Origin of the sequence: Klebsiella sp. S69 (assembly GCF_016516145.1) — a bacterium.
Taxonomy (GTDB): domain Bacteria; phylum Pseudomonadota; class Gammaproteobacteria; order Enterobacterales; family Enterobacteriaceae; genus Klebsiella; species Klebsiella oxytoca.
This window is the reverse complement of the sequence record NZ_JACVUU010000018.1, coordinates 1-23,326: the sequence shown is the minus strand read 5'-3', so window position 1 is coordinate 23,326 and position 23,326 is coordinate 1. Positions and strand designations below refer to the sequence as shown.

Here is a 23,326-nt window from a genome sequence, read left to right as displayed (position 1 = left end):
TTTCGTTAACAAAACGCCCGCTATTTTGACGGATAGCGGGTGATAAGACATCAGGCGGCATTTCACCTGCAATCCGCCGCCGAAAGCGCATCAGGAGTCAACATGAGTAATAGAAGACGCGTCGTTCCCGGCGTCCATCCCTATGATGGTCCGGCGGGCGGCTGGGGTGCCTTAAAAGCCACCGCGATCGCCGTGCGTACGCAAATGGACGCGCTCGATGCTCCCGCCACGCTGCTGCGGACCAATCAGCCGGATGGTTTTGATTGCCCTGGCTGCGCCTGGCCCGACAAAGAGCATAAATCGACGTTTCAGTTCTGCGAAAACGGCGCCAAAGCGGTGACCTGGGAAGCCACCAGTAAACGGGTCACGGCTGAGTTTCTCGCGGCTAACACTGTGACGTCGCTGCTGGCGAGGAGTGATTTCGAGCTGGAAGGCTACGGGCGATTAACTCAGCCTCTGGCCTATGATAAGGACAGCGATACCCTGCGTCCTGTCTCATGGGAAGCGGCGTTTGCCCGTATCGGCGCCATTCTCCGGACGCTGCAGCCTCATGAAGTCGAGTTCTATACCTCCGGACGCGCCTCTAACGAAGCGGCCTTCCAGTTCCAGCTGTTCGCCCGCGAATATGGCACCAACAACTTTCCGGACTGCTCCAATATGTGCCATGAGTCGACCAGCGTCGGCCTGCCGCAGTCCATCGGTATCGGTAAAGGGACGGTCTCACTTGATGATTTTGAAAAGACCGAGCTGGTGATTTCTATCGGCCACAATCCCGGAACCAACCATCCGCGCATGATGGGCACGCTGCACGAACTGGCGCGCCGGGGCGTGCCGATTATCGTCTTCAATCCGCTAAAAGAGCGGGCGCTGGAACGTTTCGCCGATCCGCAGAACGTCATTGAGATGGCGACCTACAGCTCAACCAACATTGCATCGACTTACTTCCAGGTCAAAGCGGGAGGCGACGCGGCGGCGCTTAAGGGCATCGCGAAGGCGCTGCTGCAGCTGGAAGCAGAGCAGGGCAAAGTGCTGGATCGGGCGTTTATCGATGAGCATACGCTGGGCTTTACCGACTTTGCGCAGGATCTACAGGCGACGCAGTGGCAGGATATCGAGCGCGAGTCGGGTTTAACGCGGGGCGATCTTGAACGGGTAGCGGCGGCCTATGCCAAATCTCACGCCACCATTATCACCTACGGCATGGGCATTACCCAGCATAATAAGGGCACCGCTAACGTCCGCCTGATAGCCGACCTGCTGTTGATGCGCGGCAATATCGGTAAGCCGGGTGCCGGAATCTGCCCGCTGCGCGGACACTCCAACGTGCAGGGTAACCGCACCGTCGGCATCACGGAAAAGCCGAGCCCCCAGTTTCTGGCCAACCTGCAGCGGGTGTTTGGTTTTACGCCACCGCAGGAGCATGGTCATGATGCGGTAAAAGCGCTGCAGGCGATGATCGAGGGTGAATCGAAAGCGCTTCTCTGCCTTGGTGGTAACTTCGCGGTGGCTATGCCGGATAGCGAACGGGCTTTTCCGGCGATGCGGGGACTGGATTTGAGCGTGCATATTGGCACCAAGCTCAATCGTTCGCATCTTCTGGTGGCGAAAGAGACCATCATCCTGCCGTGTCTTGGGCGAACCGAACTCGATCTGCAGGAGACGGGACGGCAGTCGATCACCGTCGAAGATTCGATGTCGATGGTGCACGCATCGTCGGGCAAACTGAAACCCGGTTCGCCTGAACTGCGCTCGGAACCGGCGATTGTTGCCGGGATGGCCATGGCGACGCTGACGGAGAGCAAAATTGACTGGCTGGCGCTGGTCGCCGACTACGATCGGATCCGCGATCTGATTGAGCAGACCATCCCCGGCTTTAACCACTACAATCAGCGCATTCGCCATCCCGGCGGTTTTCGCATGCCGCTGCCGCCGACGGAGCGTATCTGGCCCACGCCGACCGGCAAAGCGATGTTCTCCGTTTTCGACGGGGTGCACGAAAACCAGCAGGTAGAAGGGCATGAGGTGATGCGCCTGGTGACGCTGCGCAGCCACGATCAATACAACACCACCATCTATGCCATGGACGATCGCTATCGCGGCGTGTTTGGCCGTCGCGACGTGCTCTTTATGAACGAACAGGATATGGCTGAGCTGGGATTTGAACACGGCGACCGGGTGGATATCCGCTCCGCGCTGCCTGGCCACCATCAGCGGCTGGAAGATATCACGCTGGTTGCCTACAACATCTCCCCGGGCACCGTTGCGGCCTACTACCCTGAAGCTAACGTTCTGGTTCCTCTGGATTACCTTGATAAAGAGAGTGGAACGCCATCGTATAAATCGGCGCCCGTGCGCTTAACCTTGCGCTCGAAAGAGATTCGCGCGCTGACAGGGCTTCGCTAACCCCTTTTGCCCACGGCGATCGTCGCGTCGTGGGCAAAATCGCTACCTCTGCGCCAGAATGAGCTTAACCCCCAGCCCGACGAAACCGGCGGCAAAGCAGGCTCTCAGCCCCTGTAAAACCCCCGGACGCGTCAGCACGTATCCGCGCATCGCCGCAGAAAAGGCGCCGTAGAGCAGAAAAATCAGCAGCGTCATCAGCATAAACACAGCGCTCAGGATCAGCATTTCGCCGATCGGCGACGTCGAGTTGCGCTGGATAAACTGCGGCAGAAAGGCGAGAAAGAAGAGCGGTAGTTTGGGGTTGAGCAAATTGATCAGGATCGCGTGGCTGATGACCTGACGCGAGTTGCGTTGCTCGATGCCTGTCACGCTCAGGCTCCCGCGCTGGGTCAGGGTGGCCCACGCCAGATACAGCAGCCAGGCAACGCCGGCGTACTTAACCAGCTCGAATGCGCCTGGCGTACTGTGGAGGATGGCCGCCAGCCCGGTTATCGCCGCCAGCATATGTGGAATAATGCCCAGCGTGCAGCCGACGGCCGCGGCAAAACTCATGCGTCTGCCCGCCGTCAGGCCGGTGGCAATGGTGTAAAGCGTCCCGGTACCGGGAGCGATGACGGCGATAAGCGACGTTAAGAGAAACTCAGGGCTGATAAATGCCATGATGTCTTCCTGTGGGAGAGAATCGAGGCCCTGAGTATTTCGCAAAGCGCCGCGCGGGTATTGAACAAAATTGCACAGTTTCAGCTAGCGGCTCGCCTGAACGATAGCCTGGTAGCTGCCCGGCGTGACGGCAAACTGTTTTTGAAATGCGCGGGTCAGGTGGCTTTGGTCGGCAAAACCGGCCATGAAGGCGGTATCGGCGAGGGAGTGACCCTCCATCAGCAGACGACGCGCCAGACGAACGCGGGACTGTATCAGATAGGCGTGCGGCGTGATGCCGGTCGCGCGCGCGAAGCCGCGGATCAGCTGAAAGCGGCTGAGACCGCAAAGCCTGGCAAGCGCCTCAAGAGAGATTTTCTCTTCGGGGGCATCATCGAGATATTGTCTGGCCAGCACGATGGCGGGGGAGCCGATTTTGCCCGGCCGCCTGGCGCAGAGATGAAATTGGCAAACCTGCATCAGGCAGAGCAGCAGCGCTTCTTCCACGGCGGCGTCATCCGGCGCGCTGGCAACGATCTCGCGAAACAGCCGCTGCATTTGCCCGCGCAGCATCGGGTCTTCGACTACCGGGCGCAGGAGGATCTCTTCAGCCTTCATCTCTCCCTGCAACTCGTCAACGACACGCTCAGGGTCGAGATAGACCATCTGCCAGCTGCGCGGGCCATCCAGCGGAATACCATCGTGCATCTCGCCCGGATTAACCATAATGATATCTCCGGCGACGGCCTCAATTTTGCCCAGATGGCTCCATGAATGCTGCGCGCCCTGAGTGAAAATCCCGATACCGAACTGGTCGTGGGAATGGCGCGGAAAGCGCTGATCCGTGACTAACGATATGGCTTCCAGGCCTGGCATGGCCAGCCGGTGCTGCTGAACGTGATGAAGGCGAGTTTTCAACGGTATCTCCTGCCGGTGCATCCCATGAGTGTAGCTTCAGGCACGCAGGACGAGCAACGGTTGACCGGCGCTTGAATTTCATCAACGCTGAACATAACATTTAACTAACATTTTGCCTGCTGCACCGGCAGCAGATTGCGCAAACAGTGGATGATAATGGATATTAAACAGCTTAAGTACCTGATTGCGCTCGACAGAACACGACATTTTGGCCAGGCCGCAGCGGCGTGCCACATTACTCAGCCTACGTTATCAATGCGTATTCGCAATCTCGAAGAAGAGCTCAATTTAACCCTTATCCAGCGCGGACAGCGTTTTGAAGGATTTACCCCGGAGGGCGAGCGTATTCTGGCCTGGGCGCGAGCGCTGCTGGCGGCGCATGACGGATTAGAAGCCGAGGCGGCTATCTGTCGGGGGCAGATGGTCGGCCAGCTAAGGGTGGGGATGGTGCCTTTAGCCAGCCTTAATCCGATGCAGTTGATAAAACCGCTGGCGGAGAACTATCCGGAGCTGCAGTTCAGCCTGCTGTCCATGACGTCGGAACAGATTATCGACGGCGTCAGCCGCAACCAGCTGGATTTAGGGATCTGCTACCTGCACCACGTCGATAGCCAGCTGTTCAACGTGCTCTGGCTGCCGCATACGCGTATGGGGCTGCTGCATGATAAACGTCATTATCAATTTACCGATGCGACGCCGGAGTGGGAGACGCTGGCCGCGCTGCCGCTGGGCTTTCTGACCAAAGGCATGTACTACCGAGAATCGATTGAAATGAGCTTTAAGGCCAAGGGGCTGGCGCCAAAATACGTTTTTGAAAGCGACTCCACGTTTCAGATCATCCAGGCGGTGCAGGCCGGGATCTGCTGCGCGATTATGCCGCTGAATAACGGACTGGAAGCGTTAAGCGATAACCTGGAAATCAGGCCGATCGCCGAAACGGAGGTCGACTCGATGCTGGCGCTGATCATGCGCAACAAAGAGCCGGTATCGTCGCTGGCGGAAAAATGCTTTGCCGATGCCCAGGCGATTTTTAGCGAACGCCAGCAGGATGAAGGCGCTTAGCCTGCCATCTGCCTCTGGATAAATTCAAGCCAGACGCGCATTCTGGCGGGCATAAAATGGCGCTCCCGATAGAGGGCTGAAAGCTGTAACGGCGCCGGCGGTAACTCAAGCGTGACTTCCTGTAGCTCCCCGCGATTAATAAACGGGCGGCAGGGCTGTTCCCCCAGAATAGCGAATCCGACGCCGGCAAGAGCGGCATGCAGCGCCATTTCGCCGCTGTTGACGCGATAGTGTCCGCTGACGTTAACCTTTTTAAAGCTCCCGTCCGCCGCGACAAACTGCCAGGCTTGCCCCGCGAGGGCGCTGACGGTGGTGATACAGGGTAGCAAGGTTAATTGCTCGCTGTCTGTCGGCATACCCGTTCTGGCTATCAGCTGCGGGGAAGCGACCACGCAGCAGGGAAAAGAAAAGAGCGGGCGCGCAATAACGCTGATGTCTTCCATTTTGCCGCGAGTGATGATCACCGCAATATCCACATCCTCTTTTAACACCTCCGTTCCCGCCAGATTAGTCGTACAGCTCACGGTTATTTTTGGGTAGCGCAGGGCAAATTGCGCCATTAGCGGCGCAAACAGCGAGGGGCCAATTTCGTTAGGGAGACACAGGCGTAGGAGCCCTTCGGGTTCTGCCTGCTGTTGCGTTAGCTCAGCTTCCGTAGCGGCTAGCTGCTCCAGCACGGGTCGCATACTGGCGAGCAGCGTCTGACCGGCAGAGGTCAGCTTCATATGTCGGGTACTGCGCTGTATCAAGCGCAGCTGAAGGCTCTGCTCAAGCTGGGATATCTGTCGGCTCACGTTCGATGAGGGCATCTGCAGCGCTTTTGCGCCGGCGCTAAACGAGCCATTTTCCGCCACGGTGACGAAGACCCGCAGCGCGTTGAGATCCAATCTTTTCACTCTCGATTATCCCAATATTGATAACTAACAACCCCATTTTTACCGTCTTATGTCCGGTTTTACCAGACGCTAGACTCCCCGTATTACACAGTCAGGAGTGTTACATGCCCGGATATCTGGTACGAATAACGTTGATCATGGCTTTTGTTCAATTCATCAACGCGCTCGAATATATGATTTTTAATCCCTTATTTGCCTGGATGGCGCCGACGTTTCAGGTGCCGGTAAGCCAGGCGGGTTACGTCACCGGCATTTATACGCTGGCTTCCGTCATTGCGGGGGTCAGCGTCTGGCGATGGGTCGGTAACGTTAAACCGCAGCGCTTTTTGCTCTGCAACATGGCCCTGCTGGGGGGATTAACGATAATGACGCTGACCACCACCAGTTTTAGCGGATTGTTATTTTGGCGTTTTCTCGCCGGTCTGGTCGGCGGAACAACGATGGGGGTGGGCAGCAGTTTGCTGGTCAACATTATGCCAGTACACCTGCGTCCTCGGGCGTTGGCCTCAACGATTGCCGCATTCTCGCTGGTCAGCATCGTCGGCATGCCGACGATGTTATTTCTCAGTGAAAAAATCGGCTGGCAGATAGCCCCCGCGACGATCGGCGGACTCTGCCTGATTGCGTTGCCACTGATAAAACTCGCGCTGCCGGAACAGACCATTGCGGCGAACCGCCAGGCAGATTTGCGCTGGTCTTCATCGGTGCTGTTTTACGCCTCCGGCAACGCCCTCGCGCAGTTCAGTGCGATGTTAATCATTCCGCTGCTGGTTCCGTTACTGACGGCGAAAATGGGGGTCAGCGGCGATCAATTACCGTGGATCTTTTTCGCTGGCGGACTGGCGGGGCTGTGCGCCACTAAACTCACCGGCAAGCTATGCCAGCATTACAGCGGCTACTGCATCAGCCTGCTGGCCAGTCTGCTGTTTATACTGAGCCTGAGCATCGCTTTTACCTTCAACCACTGCGGCGGGCTGTTTATGGTGTTGTTTCTGGCGGCCGCCTACTGTCGCCTGGTGGCCTCATCGGCAGTGGCGATGCGTTTTCCAGAGGATGGCGCCAGGGCGGGGTTTACCCTTTTACAGAATACCCTGATGTCATTAAGTACGGCGGCGGCTTTTCTGCTTTCGTCATGGTTGTTATCGGTTGCCGGGAACGGCGTGCGGGCGATGAATGGGATATTGCTGCTCTGCGCCCTGAGCGCATTGCCGCTGCCGTGGCTACTACGGGTTCAGGAGAAAAAATTAGCCGCGCGCGCCGCCGATTAAACCGGCGGCGGCAGTCATCAAATATTCTCCAGGCTAATCCCTCGGGTTTTTGGTCCAAAGATGCCTACTGAAAGCATCACCATCAGCATGCTGGCGACGATAAAGCTAATTACCCCGGGTGTACCGGCGTATTGCAGAATAATGCCGATCAAAATGCTGGTGATCGCCGTGGACAGGCGGCTAAAGGAGTAGCAAAAGCCGACCGCCCGCGCGCGAATATGGGTCGGGAAAACTTCGGCCTGGTAGGCGTGATAGCTAATGGTCAGCCAGGCGTTTGACCAGGTGATCATAAACCCGCAGATCACCAGCAGCACCGGACTGTTCTGAAGCGCAAACAGGGTACCAAATACCACCGTCATCAGCGCGGAAAGCACAATTTGCCATTTGTTTTCAAAACGATGGACGAAGCGGGTACAAAACAGGCAGCCAATCGGATAGGCGAGGGTAATAAAAAACGCATACAGCAGGCTGTGGGTGATGCTCGCTCCCTGGCCGGAAAGCAGGGCCGGTAGCCAGTTGCCGAAGCCAAAGAAGCCGATGGCCTGGAAGAAGTTCATCACCATCAGCATAATCGTGCGTTTGCGGTACTGCGGCGCCCAGATCGCTTTAAAACTTCCCAGCCTGCGCGGATGATCCTGCGTCTGCGCCTGATGGCGCGGCGAGGGAGAAACGCCGCAGCGCTGTTCCATTTCGCACATGACCTTATGGGCCTCATCATGGCGGCCCTTTTCCTCCAGCCAGCGCGCCGATTCCGGCAGCTTCTTGCGGATGACCCAGATGATCAATGAGCAGAGCGCGCCGAAGATAATCACCCAGCGCCAGCCGGTCAGGCCAAAAAGGGTAATCGGCACCAGCATCCACGACATCAGCGCCACGGCGGGAACCGATAAAAACTGAATAAAGAAGGCGAAAGCGAAGGCTTTATTGCGCAGATGCGTCGGCACCCATTCGCTTAAGTAAGTGTCGATGGTCACCAGCTCAATACCGAGACCGATGCCCACCAGAAAGCGGCAGAAGATAACCCCTTCAGCGCTGCTTTGCAGGGCCATCATCAGGGAAAACACGCCGTACCAGGCGAGGGCGAACATAAACGTCAGGCGGCGGCCCAGTTTGTCCGCCAGCGGCGCAAGCAGGCTGGCGCCGATAAACAGCCCCATAAAGGTGGACGAGGCGAAGGCGGCCTGGTCTGAAATCCCGAAAATACCCTGTTCGCCGGTATGGAAAATATTCTCTGCCAGCAGCCCGGTACTGATATAACCGGTCTGAAAAAGATCGTAGAGCTCGAAGAAACCGCCCAGCGCCAGAAGGGTGATAAAAGACCACAGGCCAACGGAGGCGGGCAGCGCATCAATGCGAGCGTTCAGGCTGGAGTGGGAGCGTCCCGGAGAGGCGAACGCGGCGTCGCCCAGGACCTGGGTGGTAGACATATTATTATTTTCCTTAGATGAAATGTTTGCCTGCTAATGTTATTTGATTGTTAATGGTTTTAAATTTTAAATCGCATCGGGGAAAAGGCATTTGCAGAATAAAATAATGTGAATATGGTTTGGTTGGCGTTGTATGCTGTTTTCTGCGTTTGACCCGCCCGCAGGTTGAAGGAATTCACCATCATGCCGCTAAGTTTTGACCAGGATTTCATTTAGGAAAACGAGAAATTGTTGCGCTGAGGTTATTCATCTACATTCAAAGCGAGTACTCCCACTCAGGAAAAAAATCATGTCCAGAAAGCAAGTTTTGCAAGCGGCGCTGGCGGCGGCGCTTTCGCTGACCATGATAGCGACGCCTGTTTTCGCCAATCCCGGTAACGGCAATGGCGGCGGTAATCATGGTAATAGCGGTAACCATGGGAATAACGGTAACAACGGCAATAGCGGTAAAAACAACGTTGATAAGGGCAACCTGGGTCATAAAGAAGGAAACCCGGGGCAGAGAAAAAATTACGGCAAACCCGATCATGTCTCTGCCGATATCAGCTTCTCCAGAGCGCGCTCGCTGGCGGTTAATTATGGCTTAACCGGCTATCAGTCGCTGCCGCCGGGAATCGCCAAAAATCTGGCTCGCGGAAAACCTCTGCCGCCGGGGATTGCCAAAAAAGCGGTTCCGGCATCGATGCTTAACGAACTGCCGTACTATCCTGGCTATGAATGGCGCGTGGTGGGCCAGGATTTGGTGCTAATCGCGCTGAGTACGGCGATCGTGACGTCGATAATTAATGGCGTCTTTGATTAGTAAATTAACCCCGGTTCGCGCCGGGGTTAAGGTTATCGTGGCGGGAGTTGCGCATTAAGGTCATTCTAAACAAATCGTCACTAAAGCGAGATTTTAACTTTACTCGAATAATTGAATGACTATAATGAGCACAAATTCACACAGGAGAAATATGTTGGACAGTCACCCTTACTTAAACATCAAGGCAAGCTGACGCTATTTTTTCTGCGCTGCTTGCCAACCGGCGGGCAGCAATCTCCTCATCCAGACGATTGCATCCCATAAAAAATAACGCAGCATGGCTGCGAGGATAATCGTCATGTTCATGTTTAAAAATACATTATTCCCTCCACCGTCAACACGACGTTAATCGCCTTCCGGGCGACAATTTGTCGTGTGCTTAATAAAGCACATAGTTAATTCTTCCAGCAAAAATGGAGGAAACTATGTTGATGTTTCCTTATATCGCAAATTTACTCGCCGCGATGCTGTTGGGCGCGCTGATTGGCGCTGAAAGACAGTGGCGTCAGCGTATGGCCGGCCTGCGCACCAACTCGCTGGTCGCCACCGGCGCGGCGGTTTTTATTCTGAGCTCCATTTCAACATCGCCGGACAGCCCCGGACGTATTGCCGCGCAGGTGGTATCCGGAATTGGTTTTCTCGGCGCCGGCGTCATCATGCGTGAAGGCATGAACGTGCGCGGCCTGAATACCGCCGCAACCCTGTGGTGCTCTGCGGCGATTGGTGTACTATGCGGTTTAGGCCAGTTCTGGCAAGCAGCGGCGGCAACGCTGATAATCCTCTGCGCCAATATTCTACTGCGCGAAGCGGCGCAGAGAATTAATCAGATCCCCGGCGCGACAGAAGAAGAGAAATGCTACGTTCTGAATATTGTCTGTCAAAGCGAATATGAAAACGCGATTCGTCAGCTATTGCTTAATATCAGTAAAGAGATGACGCTCAGCCTTCAGGGACTGGTGTCGACGGCAGCAAAAGAACAAGGGCATAAAGAAATCCGCATCGAACTGGTGGGAAATACCGACTGTCGAAAAGCGCGAGATCTCATTATGACAAGAATTGGCGGGGACGAAAAGATTACGTCAGTCCGCTGGTGCGTCGAGGGGAGTTAACTTCGTGACTATTTCACTCTGACAATCATTTGTCTAAGGAGGGAATGATGGATATTCCCAGGCGATTAAAGTAATAAGCGTTTAATAACGTAAAAATGAATTATGCATAAGTCATTTATGCAGGGATAACGACGTCTTAAATTTGAGGATTAATCATGACTGACATGAAAATAGAAAACCGGAAAATAAACCGGTCTGCGTCAGAAAATGATAAGCAGCATAAAAAAAGCTTCGCCATTGAAACCGAGGCATTTAACAGCCCGGATCATACGCTGGCGCGGTTAAACAGCAGTCGCCACGGGCTCACCACCGAAGATGCCCTTGAACGACTGGATGAATACGGCCGCAATGAAGTGGCGCATGAGCAGGCGCCGCCGGCGTTGATCCAGCTTTTGCAGGCATTCAATAACCCGTTTATCTATGTCCTGATGGCGCTGGCCGCCGTCAGCTTCGTGACCGATTACTGGCTACCGCTGCGTAACGGCGAAGAGACCGATCTGACCGGGATCATCATTATCGTCACGATGGTTAGCCTGAGCGGGTTATTGCGTTTCTGGCAGGAGTTTCGCACCAACAAAGCGGCGCAGGCGCTGAAATCCATGGTCCGCACCACGGCGACGGTGCTGCGTCGCGGTCCCGGGAATATGGGGCCGGTGCAGGAAGAAATTGCCATTGAGGAGCTGGTGCCCGGGGATATCATCTTCCTGGCGGCGGGGGATCTGGTTCCGGCAGACGTCCGCCTGCTGGAATCCCGGGACCTGTTTGTCAGCCAGTCGATACTCAGCGGCGAGTCGCTGCCGGTTGAAAAGTATGACGTTCTGGCCAGCGTTTCCGGTAAAGGATGCGACAGGCTTCCCGAGCCGAACAAAGATAAAAGCCTGCTGGAGATGGGCAATATCTGTCTGATGGGCACTAACGTGACCAGCGGCAGGGCACAGGCGGTGGTGGTGGCCACCGGAAACCGTACCTGGTTTGGTTCGCTGGCGAAATCCATCGTCGGCACGCGTACTCAGACGGCGTTCGACCGCGGGGTAAACAGCGTCAGCTGGCTGCTGATCCGCTTTATGCTGGTGATGGTACCGATTGTGCTGCTGATTAACGGCTTCAGCAAAGGTGATTGGGTTGAAGCCTCGCTGTTTGCCCTGGCGGTAGCGGTTGGCCTGACGCCGGAAATGCTGCCGATGATCGTCAGCTCCAACCTGGCGAAAGGCGCTATCGCCATGTCGCGGCGCAAAGTGATCGTCAAGCGGCTGAACGCCATCCAGAACTTTGGCGCTATGGACGTGCTGTGTACCGATAAAACCGGTACGTTAACTCAGGACAATATCATCCTTGAGCATCACCTTGATGTCAGCTGTCATGAGAGCGACCGGGTGCTGACGCTGGCCTGGCTTAACAGCAGCAGCCAGAGCGGGGCGCGCAACCTGATGGACCGGGCGGTGCTGCGCTTTGGCGAGGGGCGGATTGCGCCAGCGACCAAAGAGCGTTTTGTCAAACTTGATGAACTGCCGTTTGATTTTGTCCGCCGTCGGGTCTCGGTGTCGGTGGAAGATGTCCGCCACGGTGACAAAAGCCTGATCTGCAAAGGCGCGGTCGAAGAGATGCTGATGGTCGCCACGCATCTTCGTGAAGGCGATAACGTTGTGGCGCTGGATGAAACCCGACGCGATCTGCTGTTAGCCAAAACGAAGGACTATAACGCCCAGGGCTTCCGCGTGCTGCTGGTCGCAACCCGCAAGCTGGATGACTCCGCGCTGACCACGCCGCTATGCACCGCCGATGAGCAGGGATTGACGGTTGAAGGGATGCTGACTTTCCTCGATCCGCCGAAAGAGAGCGCGGGAAAAGCCATTACCGCGCTGCGCGATAACGGCGTGGCGGTGAAAGTGCTGACCGGCGATAACCCGGTGGTTACGGCGCGTATTTGCCTGGAAGTGGGCATCGATGCCCACGGTATTCTGACCGGCGCCCAGATTGAAGCGATGACGGATCGCGACCTGGAGCGAGAAGTGGAAACGCGCTCGGTATTCGCGAAGCTGACGCCGCTGCAGAAGTCGCGCATCCTGAAAACGCTGCAGAAAAACGGCCACACCGTCGGTTTTCTCGGCGACGGCATCAACGATGCGCCAGCCCTGCGCGATGCGGACGTCGGCATTTCGGTTGACAGCGCGGCGGATATCGCCAAAGAGGCATCGGATATCATCCTGCTGGAAAAGGATCTGATGGTGCTGGAAGAAGGGGTCATCAAAGGACGTGAGACGTTCGGCAATATCATTAAGTACCTGAATATGACTGCCAGTTCTAACTTCGGCAACGTCTTCTCGGTACTGGTGGCCAGCGCGTTTATTCCGTTCCTGCCGATGCTGGCGATTCATCTGCTGATTCAGAACCTGATGTACGATCTCTCCCAGCTCTCGCTGCCGTGGGACAAAATGGACAAAGAGTTTCTGCGCAAGCCGCGCAAGTGGGATGCGAAGAATATCGGCCGTTTTATGCTGTGGATTGGCCCAACCTCGTCCATTTTTGATATCACCACCTTCGCGCTGATGTGGTACGTGTTTGCAGCAAATCACGTCGAAGCCCAGGCGCTGTTCCAGTCCGGGTGGTTTATTGAAGGACTGCTGTCGCAAACGCTGGTGGTGCATATGCTGAGAACGCAGAAAATTCCGTTTATCCAGAGCCGGGCGACCTTGCCGGTGCTGCTAACCACCGCGGTGATTATGGCTATCGGGATCTACATTCCGTTCTCGCCGCTGGGAGCGATGGTCGGACTGGAGCCGCTACCGCTGAGCTACTTCCCATGGCTGGTCGCGACGCTGCTCAGCTATTGCCTGGTAGCGCAGGGCATGAAGCGTTTCTATATCAAACGTTTCGGTCAGTGGTTCTGATGATAAGGAGGCGCAGAGATGAATCGTTCTCCGGACACCATCATCGCGCTGATATTTTTCCTGATGGGTTTGCTGGTGCTGCTGTTAGCAATCTGGCAAATCCTGTTCTGAAAGGGGGCGCGATGCGCAGAGGATCGCTGGATAAAGTCTTTATTCAGGTGGCGATTATTGCGGCCATCATTATTCTGCTGACAATCTGGATTAGATAAGAGGATCCCGGGCCAGTGGCCCGGGATGTGCATTTCTGCCGGTAAAGATGTTACAGATCGAAGCGGTCGAGGTTCATCACTTTGGTCCATGCGGCGACAAAGTCACTAACGAACTTTTGCCGCGCATCGCTGCAGGCATACACTTCTGCCAGCGCACGCAGGACGGAGTTAGATCCAAAGACCAGGTCAACGCGGGTCGCGGTGTATTTCTCTTCGCCGCTCTTACGGTCGCGACCGATAAACAGCTCAGCGTGCTCATCAGCGGCTTTCCAGACGGTGCCCATATCGAGCAGATTGACGAAGAAATCATTGCTCAATACGCCCACGCGGTCGGTAAACACGCCGTGACGGCTGCCGTCGAAGTTAGCGCCCAGCACGCGCAGGCCGCCCACCAGTACCGTCATTTCCGGCGCCGTCAGCGTTAACTGCTGCGCCTTATCAATCAGCAGCGTTTCGGTGGAAATGCCGCCGCCAATGCGGCGATAGTTGCGGAAACCATCGGCCAGCGGCTGCAGCAGATCCATCGCTTCGACATCGGTCTGATCCTGGCGCGCATCGACGCGGCCTGGAGCAAAGGGGACGCTAACCTGAACGCCCGCCGCAGCGGCAGCCTGCTCAATGCCCACTACGCCAGCCAGAACGATAATATCGGCCAGCGAAGCTTTACCGGACGCCTGCTGAATCGCCTGCAGGGTCGGCAGCACGCGGGTTGCGATAGCGTTCACCGGCCAGGCATTCTGCGGTTCCTGCGCCAGACGTGCGCCGTTGGCGCCGCCGCGTTTATCGCCACCGCGGAAGGTGGAAGCCGACGCCCAGGCCACGGAAACCAGCTCGCTGACCGACAGACCAGCATCGGCAATAGCGGTTTTCAGCGCGGCGATGTCTTCTGCGCCCGGATTGTGGATCGCTGCCGGTAACGGGTCTTGCCAGATCAAATCTTCTTTCGGTACTTCCGGACCCATATAGCGGGATTTCGGCCCCATATCGCGATGGATCAGTTTAAACCACGCGCGGGCGAAAGCCTCGTTAAAGGCCTGCGGATCGTTAAGGAAGCGACGGCAAATTTTATCGAATTCCGGGTCAAAGCGCAGCGTCAGGTCAGTCACCAGCATGGTCGGCTTACGTTTTATCTCTGGATTAAAAGGATCAGGGATAATTTCGGGGCCGTCTTTCGCTTCGAACTGAATCGCGCCTGCCGGGCTACGGGTTTGTACCCATTCATATTTGTACAGGTTTTCTAAGAAGTAGTTGCTCCACTGAGTCGGCGTTTGCGTCCAGACAACCTCAAGACCAGAGGTGATGGCATCCGCGCCTGCGCCGCTATTGTAGCTGTTCGCCCAACCGAGACCCTGCGCTTCAATCGGCGCCGCTTCCGGCTCTGCGCCTACGTGGGTGGTCACCGCAGCACCGTGCGTTTTACCCAGCGTATGGCCACCGGCGATCAGCGCGACGATCTCTTCATCATTCATCGCCATATTACCGAAGGTAGCGCGAATCGCTGCGGCTGCGGAGAGCGGGTCGCCGCTGGCGTTGGGGCCTTCCGGGTTAACGTAAATCAGACCCATTTCAGTGGCGCCAATGGCCTGCTGATTCAGGCTTTCCGGATGGCGGTGAGCCAGCCATTCGGTTTCATTACCCCAGTCAACATCCATATCCGGTTCCCAAACGTCTTCGCGGCCGGCCCCGAAGCCAAAAGTACGGAAGCCGGAATTTTCCAGCGCCACGTTGCCCGCCAGCATATAGAGGTCGGCCCAGGAGATTTTCTGACCGTATTTCTGTTTTATCGGCCACAGCAGGCGACGGGCCTTATCGAGGCTGACGTTATCCGGCCAGGAGTTGAGCGGAGCGAAACGCTGCTGACCGCGTCCGGCGCCGCCGCGACCGTCAACGGTGCGGTAGGTACCGGCGCCGTGCCATGCCATACGAATAAACAGCCCGATATAGCTGCCCCAGTCCGCTGGCCACCACTCCTGCGAGTCATTGAGCAGGGCATGCAGGTCGGCTTTCAGCGCTGAATAGTCGAGCTTTTTAAACTCTTCCCGATAGTTAAAGTTCTCCCCCAGCGGGTTAGAGCGATTGGAGTGCTGGTTCAGCAAATCGACGCGTAGCTGATTGGGCCACCAGTCGCGGTTGCCGGTACCACCGCCCGCGCTCTGCGTTAGCGTTGGCGTTTCGGCGTGAAAAGGGCATTTCCCTGCGGATGGGGTGTTCGATGGATCGTTTGACGTGCTCATATCAGGCTCCGTTTGCTTTTGTGAATGCCATTACGATATACACTGCTTCGAGTAAACGATATGTGAATAAAACTACGGATTTAATAGATAATTCCGTTCAATTGCTCTTGTAAAAACCGAACATATGTCATTGTTGAATGATTAGTTTTCGGTATTAACGCGAACACAATAATAGGAACCTCAGGGTAAAGGAATCGTTAAAACCGCTTCAGCGCCGGGGAAGACGCATTGTTTGCGTTACGACAATTTTCATGCGTAAAAAAGCTTAGCGCTGCCAGTATAAAGGCGTACCAAAAACGTCGACAAAATAGTCAATTACCGTCCGTACGTTTAGCGAAGGGTGGCGAGCGTGAGGATAAATCGCCGACACTGGCGAAGGCGTGCTGCTAATCGCGGCGGTGTAATGAGGCATCAAATGAATCAGTCTTCCCGCGCCAATGGCTTCGTTGACCATCCAGTCGGGAAAAAGTACTACCCCCATGCCGCCCAGCGCGGCGGTCAGCAACGCATCGGCGTTATTGGATGCCAGCTGCGGGGTTTGCGGATAGTGAACCCATTCGCCTTCCGCGAGGCGAAATAACCAGCGGTTAGGCCCGTTTGAACCGCTGTACACCAGCGTACTGTGCTGGCGAAGATCTTCCGGCCGCTGCGGAACACCGCGACGCTGCAGATAGCGCGGGGCGGCAACCAGATAGTGATGCTGCATCCCCAGCACTCTGGCATGAACGCTGGAATCGGGCAGGCTACCGATGCGGAAAATTACATCGGTCGCCTCCCGGTGCGGATCGATAAAATCATCGGTCAGCGCCAGCTCAATTTGCATTTGTGGATAACGTTCGCTCAGACCCGGTAGCCATGGCGCAATATGGCGCTGGCCAAAGTAGACCGGGGCGTTGATTCGCACCAGCCCTCCAGGCTCAAGGCTCCGATCCTGCAGGTCGCGTCTGGCGGCGCTGAACTGTTCGCTGATGCCTCTGGCATGTTCGGCAAAAAGACGTCCGGCTTCGGTGGGCACCACTGCGCGGGTATTACGATAAAACAGCTGTTGGCCGAGGGAGTCTTCAAGCTGATGAATGACGCGCGACACCATGGACGGGGAAACGCCTTCCCGTCGCGCCACCACGGAAAAGCTCTGGCTGTCGTACACGGCGATGAACAGCTGTAGCGCCCGAAAATTCACATTACCCGCATCGCTCATTTATGCAATATCCGCAAAAGTGTTTCCCTGATTGTACCGTTTTTCACACTACTTCGCTGTTTTATGCTCTGCCGCCTGATTAATAAGCGGAATTTAATGATGCAGTTATTACTGATTTTTCTGGTGATTGCCGGCGGCATGGGTCTGTCCGTCGAAGCCGGGCTACTGGGACCGCTGGCCGGTCAGGTAGGGGATTTATGGGCGACGTTCAGTATATTTGGCGTCGGGAGCGCCCTCACGTTTTTGCTGATGCTGCTGTTTGGCCCGCGCCAGAGCCCCTCATTTTTCTCTTTACCCGGCTGGCAGCTCACCGGAGGCGTGCTGGGCCCCATTTACGTCGTCATTTTAACCGTTGCCGTACCGGTGATCGGTATCGCTATGACCATGATCGGCATTCTTGCCGGCCAGGTCTGTAAAAGCCTGCTGATCGACCATTACGGTCTGTTCGGTTCGCCAAAACGTAAAATCGATGGGCGGCGGCTTATTGCTCTGCTGTTAATCGTTGTCGCCCTGGTTCTGATTGCCACAAGCTGAGGTTGTAAAATGAGTAGCATAATGATTTTGTTGGCGCTGGTCGGCGGCGCGATGCTGAGTATGCAGGCGGCGATCAACGGCCGTTTAGGCAGTCAGGTTGGCGTGTTTCGTAGCGCATTTCTCACCTTCGCCTTGGGAGGATTGATCACCGCGCTGCTGATTTTGTATTTCGAGCCTCACCAGACGATGACGCTGCTCGATGTGCCGAAATGGCAGCTGCTGGGGGCGTTTTGCGGTGTACCCTATATCGTGATTATGGTGCTGGCGGTTCAGCGTATCGGCACCGCGACGGCCACGGTAGCGGTGATTTTTGGCCAACTGGCCATGAGCCTGCTGATTGATAATTTCGGCTGGCTGGGAAATGACGCCATCTCTTTCTCCCCGGGCAGGCTGGGGGCGATCGTCTGTCTGGGGCTGGCGTTGTTCTTTATTTATCGCTCCAGTTCAGTGGCCGCAGCTGAAGATAAGCAGTAGAGAGACATCTGTTTTGCCCGGTAGCGATACGCTACCGGGCGCCCCCTGTCAGCCAGACGTCGGCCGTTATCAACTGCGAATGCATTTTCGCTTCGGGCATCATCGACAGTAGACCGGCCATCAGCATTTCTCCTGCCTCATGAAGCGCGCTAAGCGGCATTTCCGGCAGACTTTCAAGAATAAACCACATCCGCGGACTCTCTACGCTCAGGCGAGTGCGTACTCCCTGTCGCCAGTTCCAGCGTCGGCAGGTCACCCCTGCGTCATCGCACCAGACCACTTCACCCGCGTCGGGGTTTTCGAAGACGATCTTTCCCTCTTTGACGGTATCGAACGGCTCGCTGCCGTCGGCGATCCTCAGTTGCGGGACGCCAACGTAAGCCGCCAGGTTTTCCCCACCGACCGGCACGGCGTAGCGCAGGCTCACCGCATTATAGAGATCGACAATAGGATCGAGCGCTGCCATTTCGCCATCGCGCAGCACCCGCCTGCGCAAGGCTTCCGCCGAGCAGGGCGTGCGCTTAGGCTTTGCGCCAAAGGCGCGGAATACCTCGTTCCAGGCCTGCAAATGTACTTCCGCCCACTGCGGCTCACCGGAGATAACCGCACGGCAGGCGGAACGGAGCGCTTCAGCGCCAACCTGCGGCGCGCGTACGGGAGCAGAGATAACATCAATGCTCAGGGCGCGAAAGCCGGGAGCCAGCGCCGACACCTGTGGGCTGATTGACGGTAATACGTTATTCATTGGATAATCCTTTAACGACTATTTTAAAGCATGATATCGACCGATGACCAAAAAAGTCAATATAACGACCGGGGCGGGCGCTGATGCCGCCAGCATCAATGAAGCCGTTGCGGCGCGCATTAAGCGCTATCGGGCGGAAAAGAAGATCTCCCTCGACGAGCTATCAAGGCGCGCGGGCGTCAGCAAAGGGATGCTGGTAGACATTGAAGCCTGCCGGGCTAACCCGAGCATTGCGCTGTTATGCCGTCTGGCGTCAGCCATGGGCGTTGCGGTGGCCGATTTCGTCAATGTTGCCTCCGCGCCGCCGGTAAAGGCGATCGCCGCAGGCGATATCCCCACGCTGTGGCAGGGTGAACAGGGCGGCCACGCGCGACTGCTGGCCGGAACCAGCGGTCCAGATATGGTGGAACTCTGGCAGTGGAGTCTTTATCCGGGCGAAATTTTTACTTCTCCGGGCCACGGAGAAGGGACCACGGAGCTGCTTTTTGTGACCGAGGGCGCCCTGACATTAACGGTGAACGACAGCCTCTATTTGATTCCCGCCGGTGATTCAGCCGTCGCACGTACCGACGCCCCGCATAGCTACGCTAACGCCGGCGAGACGGTGACGCGATTCACCATGACGGTCAGTGAAAAAGCGCGCTAGCCATTCGCCTCCGTCGATCTTACGATGGAGGTTATTTCAGTGACGGTGTCACTTTAAATCTCTAACATGCTGATACATTTCTGCCAAATCATTAGCAACCTTTCGGTAGGGCTCCCGCTGCGATAACGCTATTCTTCCCCGCTTTTCCTTTTTCAGGCCCTTTGTAACCCAGGTAAATGACCGCTAATGTCCCTTATGAGAGATGAAATTCGCGACCATTCAGCGGAAGAGATGCTATTTATCCGCCGTGCCGTCATTGCGTTTCTACTGGTGGTGGTCTGCTTTGCTGTCCTGATTGTTAACCTCTACCGCCTGCAGGTAGAGCAGCACGACTTTTATCAGACCCGTTCAAACCAGAACGACATTAAAATGCTGCCCATCGCGCCGAGCCGCGGGCTGATTTTCGACCGCAACGGCATCCCGCTGGTACAAAATATTACCCTCTACCGTTTGCAGGTGATCCCGAGCAAAATCGCCGATATGACGGCGCTGCTGCAGCAGCTGACGCCGATTGTTGATTTAACCCCGCAGGATATCGCCGACTTCCGCGACGATATGCACCACACCAGCCGCTACAAAGAGGTGACCTTAAAATCGGACCTGAGCGATGTTGAGGTGGCGCGTTTTGCCGTCAATGAGTTCCATTTTCCCGGCGTTACCGTAGAGAGCTACCAGCAGCGCGCTTATCCCTACGGTGCCGAACTGGCGCACGTAGTTGGCTATGTCTCGAAGATCAACGACAGCGATTTGCAAAAGCTGGCCAAAGCCGGCGAAGAAGAGAACTACGCCGCCGACCATAATATCGGTAAGCAGGGCATCGAAGGCTACTATGAGAAAGCGCTGCACGGCACCACCGGTTATCAGGAAGTTGAGGTGGATAACCACGGGCGGGTGGTGCGTCTGCTAAAAGAGGTGCCGCCGGTGGCCGGGAAGAACATCTACCTGACGCTGGATTTGCATCTGCAGCAGTATATCGAGTCGGTGCTGAAGGGGCAGCGCGCGGCGGTGGTCGCCGTCGATCCGCGCGACGGCGGCGTGCTGGCGATGGTTTCCAGCCCCAGCTATGACCCGAATCCCTTTGTCAGAGGCATTGGCTACCAGGCCTATCGTTCGCTGCTCGAAAACCCCGACCGTCCGCTGATTAACCGTGTCACCCAGGGGCTCTATCCGCCCGCGTCGACGGTGAAGCCCTACATGGCGCTGTCGGCGCTATCGGCGGGCGTAATCACGCCAACCACCTCCTTCTTCGGCGCGCCGACGTGGACGCTGCCGGGAACCCAGCGCCGCTACCGCGACTGGCTGAAGAGCGGCCACGGCATGCTTAACGTCACCAAAGCGATCGAAGAGTCGGCGGATACGTTTTTCTATCAGGTGGCGTTTGAGATGGGGATCGACCGTATTCACGAGTGGCTGAGCAAGTTCGGTTACGGTCAGTCTACCGGTATCGATCTTAACGAAGAGTATGCCGGGGTGCTACCGAGCCGGGAGTGGAAACAGCGGGTGCATAAAAAACCGTGGTATCAGGGGGATACCATTTCCGTCGGCATCGGCCAGGGCTACTGGATTGCCACGCCGATCCAGATGGTTAAAGCGCTGACGACCCTGATAAATAACGGCAAAGTGCAAAATCCGCATCTGCTTTACTCCATGAAGCAGGGGAATAGGGTCGAGCGCTATCAGCCACCGCAGAATCTGCCGCAGATTGGCGATCCGCATTCGCCATACTGGGACGTGGTACGCAACGGTATGTACGGCATGGCGAACCTGCCAAACGGCACCGGGTATAAGCTGTTCCATACCGCGCCGTACCAGATCGCGGCAAAATCGGGGACGTCCCAGGTCTTCAGCCTGAAGGAGAATCAGACCTACAACGCGAAGATGATCCCGGTGCGCCTGCGCGACCATATCTTCTACACCCTGTTTGCGCCGTATCAGCATCCGAAGGTGGCGATGGCGCTGATTCTGGAGAACGGCGGCGGCGATGGCGTAGTGGCAGGACCGACGGCACGCGCCATCCTCGACCATATCTTTGACCCGGCCAACGCGCCGGCTGAACAGGGTGCTGCGGCTGCGGTGCCGCAGGTGGAGAGCGCGGACGCGCAGTAGACGTTATTCGCCCGGAGCATAAGCGTTAGCGGATTGGTTATTTGCCGCCGCTGGCGCTTTTGCTCATAGTAGGGCTCTGTGTTGTTGTGAAAAAAGGCCCTCCGATGTCGTTAAGCCGAAATACGCTTCTTATTGTGCAGACCGGCACCCCGCCGGATGAAATCGCCTCCGACCACGGCGATCTTCCCTCCTGGTTTGGTCATTTACTGGCGCCGTGGCGCAATAAAATCAGCGTGGCGCGAGTGTTTGCCGGGGAGACGCTTCCTGCCCCGGATAACGCGACCGTCGCGGTGATTACCGGCTCATGGGATATGGTGACCGAACGCCTGCCGTGGAGCGAAATGACCGCGACCTGGATCCGCGAGGCAATGGCAATAGAGATGCCGCTGTTTGGCGTCTGCTACGGGCATCAGCTGATGGCGCATGCGCTGGGCGGCGAGGTGGATTACCATCCTGCCGGGCGCGAGGCCGGAAGCAAAACTATTTCGCTGTCAGAAAGCGGGCGGGCGGATCGTCTTCTGGCCGATCATCCGGCGCCGTTCAGCGCGCATCTGACTCATATGCAAACGGTCACCCGATTACCGCCGGGGACGACGGTGCTGGCCTCGTCGCAGCACGATCCGCACCAGATTGTGCGCTACGGCGCCCATGCCGTCTCCACCCAGTTCCACCCGGAAATCACGCCGGCGATTGCCCGCTCGCTGATCGCGTACCGTCAGGCGGCACTGCGCAACGAGGGTATTGACCCGGATAAGCTGAGCCTTGAGGTTGAGGAAAGCCCGGTGGCCTCGGCGATTTTGACCCGCTTTGTTGCCGGCTATCTGCCGCCGGATCGGGAAACGGCGTAACGTTAGCGCTGGTTTTCCTCAAGCCAGGCCGCTGTTTCTCGCAGGATTTCATCTGAAAACGCCGAATCAGCGGTCATTCGCGCCAGAATCAACGCCCCGACCATGGCAGACCAGTTGCCAATCGCCGCACGACGGCTCTTTTCCGGGTTTTTCTCATTAATTGCTTCGCTGAGATAAGCTATCTGCTGCTGCAGTCGCGCGGTCATTTCATCGCGTGCGGATTCAGACTGGCGGATGGTCTCCGCCGCCAGCGCTGCCAGCGGGCAACCGCTGGCAAAATTATCCCGGTGCTCGGGTGAGAGATAACGTGCGATAAGCGATTCGACGTCGTTATCCGCCGCTTCGCTCTCTATCTTCAGTTCAGCAAGGGTTTGTGCGATCAGGTCATCCTTCGATTTAAAGTAGCCGTAAAATCCGCCGTGGGTCAGATCGGCTGATTTCATAATATCGGTGACCGTGACCGCGTCAAAACCGCGCTCACGAAACAACCGGCCGGCGGCGGTCAGGATTGTCTGCTTATTCTCTTCAACCGTACCGAAATCTGGCAGCATAGCGGTAAAGATGTCAACGCCATTCCCGGCGTTATGGAGGTGGAGAAACTGGTGGATGCCGCCCTGGTCGGTTTTGACCGCCGCGAATTGGTCACCATACCGCCGCTGCAGGACGAAACGCAGTGGCAGACGCTGAACGCGACGCGTCAGGCTATGCTGCCCGCTTTCGTGCAATCTGAGCCAGCGGCACGTTATCTCGCCTGATCGTTTGTTTGTCTCACCGTGTATCGGAAAGGAGAGTCGATACACGGTGCGACAACATCGCGCCATCGCACGTCCGGCGCAGATATAACGCCTCGGGGAAAACGCCCGAAGTGGCAGAATTTCCCGGAGGCGATGCTGCGCATCTGTCCGGGCTACGCGTCCTCA

The 23,326-nt window shown here is 56.5% G+C and carries 21 protein-coding genes and 1 pseudogene; 14 read left to right on the top strand and 8 right to left on the bottom strand.

Features of this window, described 5'->3' with window-relative positions; genetic code table 11:
* Positions 1–102 precede the first annotated feature (102 nt).
* Positions 103–2,403 carry an FdhF/YdeP family oxidoreductase gene (locus IAE27_RS17820; RefSeq protein WP_200092753.1) on the top strand — a complete coding sequence of 767 codons (2,301 nt, stop codon included), beginning with the start codon at positions 103–105 and terminating at the stop codon, positions 2,401–2,403.
* Between the two features lie 42 nt (positions 2,404–2,445).
* Here IAE27_RS17820 and IAE27_RS17815 read toward each other — a convergent pair whose 3' ends face one another.
* Both IAE27_RS17815 and IAE27_RS17810 read right to left on the bottom strand, forming a co-directional pair.
* Positions 2,446–3,063: a LysE family translocator gene (locus IAE27_RS17815; protein ID WP_200092746.1), complete on the bottom strand. Its 618-nt coding sequence runs from the start codon at positions 3,061–3,063 to the stop codon at positions 2,446–2,448.
* An 84-nt stretch (positions 3,064–3,147) separates the two neighbouring features.
* Entirely contained in the window at positions 3,148–3,960 is an 813-nt protein-coding gene (locus IAE27_RS17810) for a helix-turn-helix transcriptional regulator (RefSeq protein ID WP_108703798.1), read from the bottom strand.
* Between the two features lie 156 nt (positions 3,961–4,116).
* Between IAE27_RS17810 and IAE27_RS17805 the strand changes: the two genes are divergently transcribed.
* The gene (locus IAE27_RS17805; RefSeq protein WP_004101980.1) at positions 4,117–5,022 is read left to right on the top strand and encodes a LysR family transcriptional regulator; all 906 of its coding nucleotides are present in this window, start codon (positions 4,117–4,119) and stop codon (positions 5,020–5,022) included.
* Here the strand turns inward: IAE27_RS17805 and IAE27_RS17800 are convergent.
* Complete coding sequence (locus IAE27_RS17800; protein ID WP_108703799.1) at positions 5,019–5,918, bottom strand: LysR family transcriptional regulator; 900 nt, start codon at positions 5,916–5,918, stop codon at positions 5,019–5,021. The genes IAE27_RS17805 and IAE27_RS17800 overlap by 4 nt on opposite strands.
* A gap of 104 nt (positions 5,919–6,022) precedes the next feature.
* Between IAE27_RS17800 and IAE27_RS17795 the strand changes: the two genes are divergently transcribed.
* On the top strand, positions 6,023–7,186 hold the full coding sequence (locus tag IAE27_RS17795) for an MFS transporter (protein ID WP_154022148.1): 1,164 nt from the start codon (positions 6,023–6,025) through the stop codon (positions 7,184–7,186).
* Positions 7,187–7,203: 17 nt separating this feature from the next.
* On the opposite strand, the gene IAE27_RS17790 is transcribed toward IAE27_RS17795, so the two are convergent.
* Positions 7,204–8,613 carry an MFS transporter gene (locus tag IAE27_RS17790; protein WP_070557595.1) on the bottom strand — a complete coding sequence of 470 codons (1,410 nt, stop codon included), beginning with the start codon at positions 8,611–8,613 and terminating at the stop codon, positions 7,204–7,206.
* A gap of 289 nt (positions 8,614–8,902) precedes the next feature.
* On the opposite strand from IAE27_RS17790, the gene IAE27_RS17785 reads away from it, so the two are divergent.
* The 5 genes from IAE27_RS17785 to mgtU all read left to right on the top strand — a co-directional run bounded on the left by IAE27_RS17785 (position 8,903) and on the right by mgtU (position 13,621).
* Positions 8,903–9,415, top strand: a complete 513-nt coding sequence (locus tag IAE27_RS17785) for an anti-virulence regulator CigR family protein (protein ID WP_070557596.1) — start codon at positions 8,903–8,905, stop codon at positions 9,413–9,415.
* Positions 9,416–9,828: 413 nt separating this feature from the next.
* The gene (locus IAE27_RS17780) at positions 9,829–10,524 is read left to right on the top strand and encodes an MgtC family protein (protein ID WP_094298938.1); all 696 of its coding nucleotides are present in this window, start codon (positions 9,829–9,831) and stop codon (positions 10,522–10,524) included.
* A gap of 155 nt (positions 10,525–10,679) precedes the next feature.
* Entirely contained in the window at positions 10,680–13,412 is a 2,733-nt protein-coding gene (gene mgtA, locus IAE27_RS17775; RefSeq protein WP_108703802.1) for a magnesium-translocating P-type ATPase, read from the top strand.
* A gap of 18 nt (positions 13,413–13,430) precedes the next feature.
* Positions 13,431–13,523, top strand: a complete 93-nt coding sequence (gene mgtR, locus IAE27_RS17770; protein ID WP_004101989.1) for a protein MgtR — start codon at positions 13,431–13,433, stop codon at positions 13,521–13,523.
* A gap of 11 nt (positions 13,524–13,534) precedes the next feature.
* Positions 13,535–13,621, top strand: a complete 87-nt coding sequence (gene mgtU, locus IAE27_RS29885; protein WP_251009858.1) for a magnesium transporter protection protein MgtU — start codon at positions 13,535–13,537, stop codon at positions 13,619–13,621.
* 50 nt (positions 13,622–13,671) lie between these two features.
* Here the strand turns inward: mgtU and katG are convergent, their stop codons facing one another.
* Together katG and IAE27_RS17760 are read right to left on the bottom strand one after the other, a co-directional pair.
* Positions 13,672–15,855, bottom strand: a complete 2,184-nt coding sequence (gene katG, locus IAE27_RS17765; protein WP_154022147.1) for a catalase/peroxidase HPI — start codon at positions 15,853–15,855, stop codon at positions 13,672–13,674.
* Positions 15,856–16,120: 265 nt separating this feature from the next.
* Positions 16,121–17,053, bottom strand: a complete 933-nt coding sequence (locus IAE27_RS17760; RefSeq protein ID WP_004101991.1) for a LysR family transcriptional regulator — start codon at positions 17,051–17,053, stop codon at positions 16,121–16,123.
* A gap of 99 nt (positions 17,054–17,152) precedes the next feature.
* Here IAE27_RS17760 and IAE27_RS17755 point away from each other — a divergent pair, with 99 nt between their 5' ends.
* Entirely contained in the window at positions 17,153–17,587 is a 435-nt protein-coding gene (locus IAE27_RS17755) for a DMT family transporter (protein WP_016809042.1), read from the top strand.
* A gap of 9 nt (positions 17,588–17,596) precedes the next feature.
* Positions 17,597–18,061 carry a DMT family transporter gene (locus tag IAE27_RS17750; protein WP_070557598.1) on the top strand — a complete coding sequence of 155 codons (465 nt, stop codon included), beginning with the start codon at positions 17,597–17,599 and terminating at the stop codon, positions 18,059–18,061.
* A 31-nt stretch (positions 18,062–18,092) separates the two neighbouring features.
* On the opposite strand, the gene IAE27_RS17745 is transcribed toward IAE27_RS17750, so the two are convergent.
* The gene (locus tag IAE27_RS17745) at positions 18,093–18,806 is read right to left on the bottom strand and encodes a B3/4 domain-containing protein (protein ID WP_070557599.1); all 714 of its coding nucleotides are present in this window, start codon (positions 18,804–18,806) and stop codon (positions 18,093–18,095) included.
* 43 nt (positions 18,807–18,849) lie between these two features.
* Between IAE27_RS17745 and IAE27_RS17740 the strand changes: the two genes are divergently transcribed.
* The 3 genes from IAE27_RS17740 to IAE27_RS17730 all read left to right on the top strand — a co-directional run bounded on the left by IAE27_RS17740 (position 18,850) and on the right by IAE27_RS17730 (position 22,406).
* Positions 18,850–19,452 (top strand): helix-turn-helix domain-containing protein, encoded by a 603-nt coding sequence (locus IAE27_RS17740; protein ID WP_004101997.1) that lies wholly within the window; start codon positions 18,850–18,852, stop codon positions 19,450–19,452.
* A gap of 186 nt (positions 19,453–19,638) precedes the next feature.
* The gene (mrdA, locus tag IAE27_RS17735; protein ID WP_004102000.1) at positions 19,639–21,558 is read left to right on the top strand and encodes a penicillin-binding protein 2; all 1,920 of its coding nucleotides are present in this window, start codon (positions 19,639–19,641) and stop codon (positions 21,556–21,558) included.
* 104 nt (positions 21,559–21,662) lie between these two features.
* A complete protein-coding gene (locus IAE27_RS17730; protein WP_154022146.1) occupies positions 21,663–22,406 on the top strand; it encodes a glutamine amidotransferase in 744 nt (247 codons plus the stop codon).
* A gap of 2 nt (positions 22,407–22,408) precedes the next feature.
* Here IAE27_RS17730 and IAE27_RS17725 read toward each other — a convergent pair whose 3' ends face one another.
* Positions 22,409–22,957: a TetR/AcrR family transcriptional regulator gene (locus IAE27_RS17725; RefSeq protein WP_154022145.1), complete on the bottom strand. Its 549-nt coding sequence runs from the start codon at positions 22,955–22,957 to the stop codon at positions 22,409–22,411.
* Here IAE27_RS17725 and IAE27_RS17720 point away from each other — a divergent pair.
* Positions 22,937–23,161: pseudogene (locus IAE27_RS17720) on the top strand (SDR family oxidoreductase); the annotation flags it as partial. The gene IAE27_RS17725 and the pseudogene IAE27_RS17720 sit on opposite strands and share 21 nt — an antisense overlap.
* Positions 23,162–23,326 lie beyond the last annotated feature (165 nt).

Bases quoted from the DNA above. Each gene is read 5' to 3' on its own strand.
- IAE27_RS17820 (WP_200092753.1), top strand. From the start codon at position 103: ATGAGTAATAGAAGACGCGTCGTTCCCGGCGTCCATCCCTATGATGGT.
- IAE27_RS17815 (WP_200092746.1), bottom strand. From the start codon at position 3,063: ATGGCATTTATCAGCCCTGAGTTTCTCTTAACGTCGCTTATCGCCGTC.
- IAE27_RS17805 (WP_004101980.1), top strand. From the start codon at position 4,117: ATGGATATTAAACAGCTTAAGTACCTGATTGCGCTCGACAGAACACGA.
- IAE27_RS17795 (WP_154022148.1), top strand. From the start codon at position 6,023: ATGCCCGGATATCTGGTACGAATAACGTTGATCATGGCTTTTGTTCAA.
- IAE27_RS17790 (WP_070557595.1), bottom strand. From the start codon at position 8,613: ATGTCTACCACCCAGGTCCTGGGCGACGCCGCGTTCGCCTCTCCGGGA.
- IAE27_RS17785 (WP_070557596.1), top strand. From the start codon at position 8,903: ATGTCCAGAAAGCAAGTTTTGCAAGCGGCGCTGGCGGCGGCGCTTTCG.
- IAE27_RS17780 (WP_094298938.1), top strand. From the start codon at position 9,829: ATGGAGGAAACTATGTTGATGTTTCCTTATATCGCAAATTTACTCGCC.
- mgtA (WP_108703802.1), top strand. From the start codon at position 10,680: ATGACTGACATGAAAATAGAAAACCGGAAAATAAACCGGTCTGCGTCA.
- mgtR (WP_004101989.1), top strand. From the start codon at position 13,431: ATGAATCGTTCTCCGGACACCATCATCGCGCTGATATTTTTCCTGATG.
- mgtU (WP_251009858.1), top strand. From the start codon at position 13,535: ATGCGCAGAGGATCGCTGGATAAAGTCTTTATTCAGGTGGCGATTATT.
- katG (WP_154022147.1), bottom strand. From the start codon at position 15,855: ATGAGCACGTCAAACGATCCATCGAACACCCCATCCGCAGGGAAATGC.
- IAE27_RS17760 (WP_004101991.1), bottom strand. From the start codon at position 17,053: ATGAGCGATGCGGGTAATGTGAATTTTCGGGCGCTACAGCTGTTCATC.
- IAE27_RS17755 (WP_016809042.1), top strand. From the start codon at position 17,153: ATGCAGTTATTACTGATTTTTCTGGTGATTGCCGGCGGCATGGGTCTG.
- IAE27_RS17750 (WP_070557598.1), top strand. From the start codon at position 17,597: ATGAGTAGCATAATGATTTTGTTGGCGCTGGTCGGCGGCGCGATGCTG.
- IAE27_RS17745 (WP_070557599.1), bottom strand. From the start codon at position 18,806: ATGAATAACGTATTACCGTCAATCAGCCCACAGGTGTCGGCGCTGGCT.
- IAE27_RS17740 (WP_004101997.1), top strand. From the start codon at position 18,850: ATGACCAAAAAAGTCAATATAACGACCGGGGCGGGCGCTGATGCCGCC.
- mrdA (WP_004102000.1), top strand. From the start codon at position 19,639: ATGTCCCTTATGAGAGATGAAATTCGCGACCATTCAGCGGAAGAGATG.
- IAE27_RS17730 (WP_154022146.1), top strand. From the start codon at position 21,663: ATGTCGTTAAGCCGAAATACGCTTCTTATTGTGCAGACCGGCACCCCG.
- IAE27_RS17725 (WP_154022145.1), bottom strand. From the start codon at position 22,957: ATGCTGCCAGATTTCGGTACGGTTGAAGAGAATAAGCAGACAATCCTG.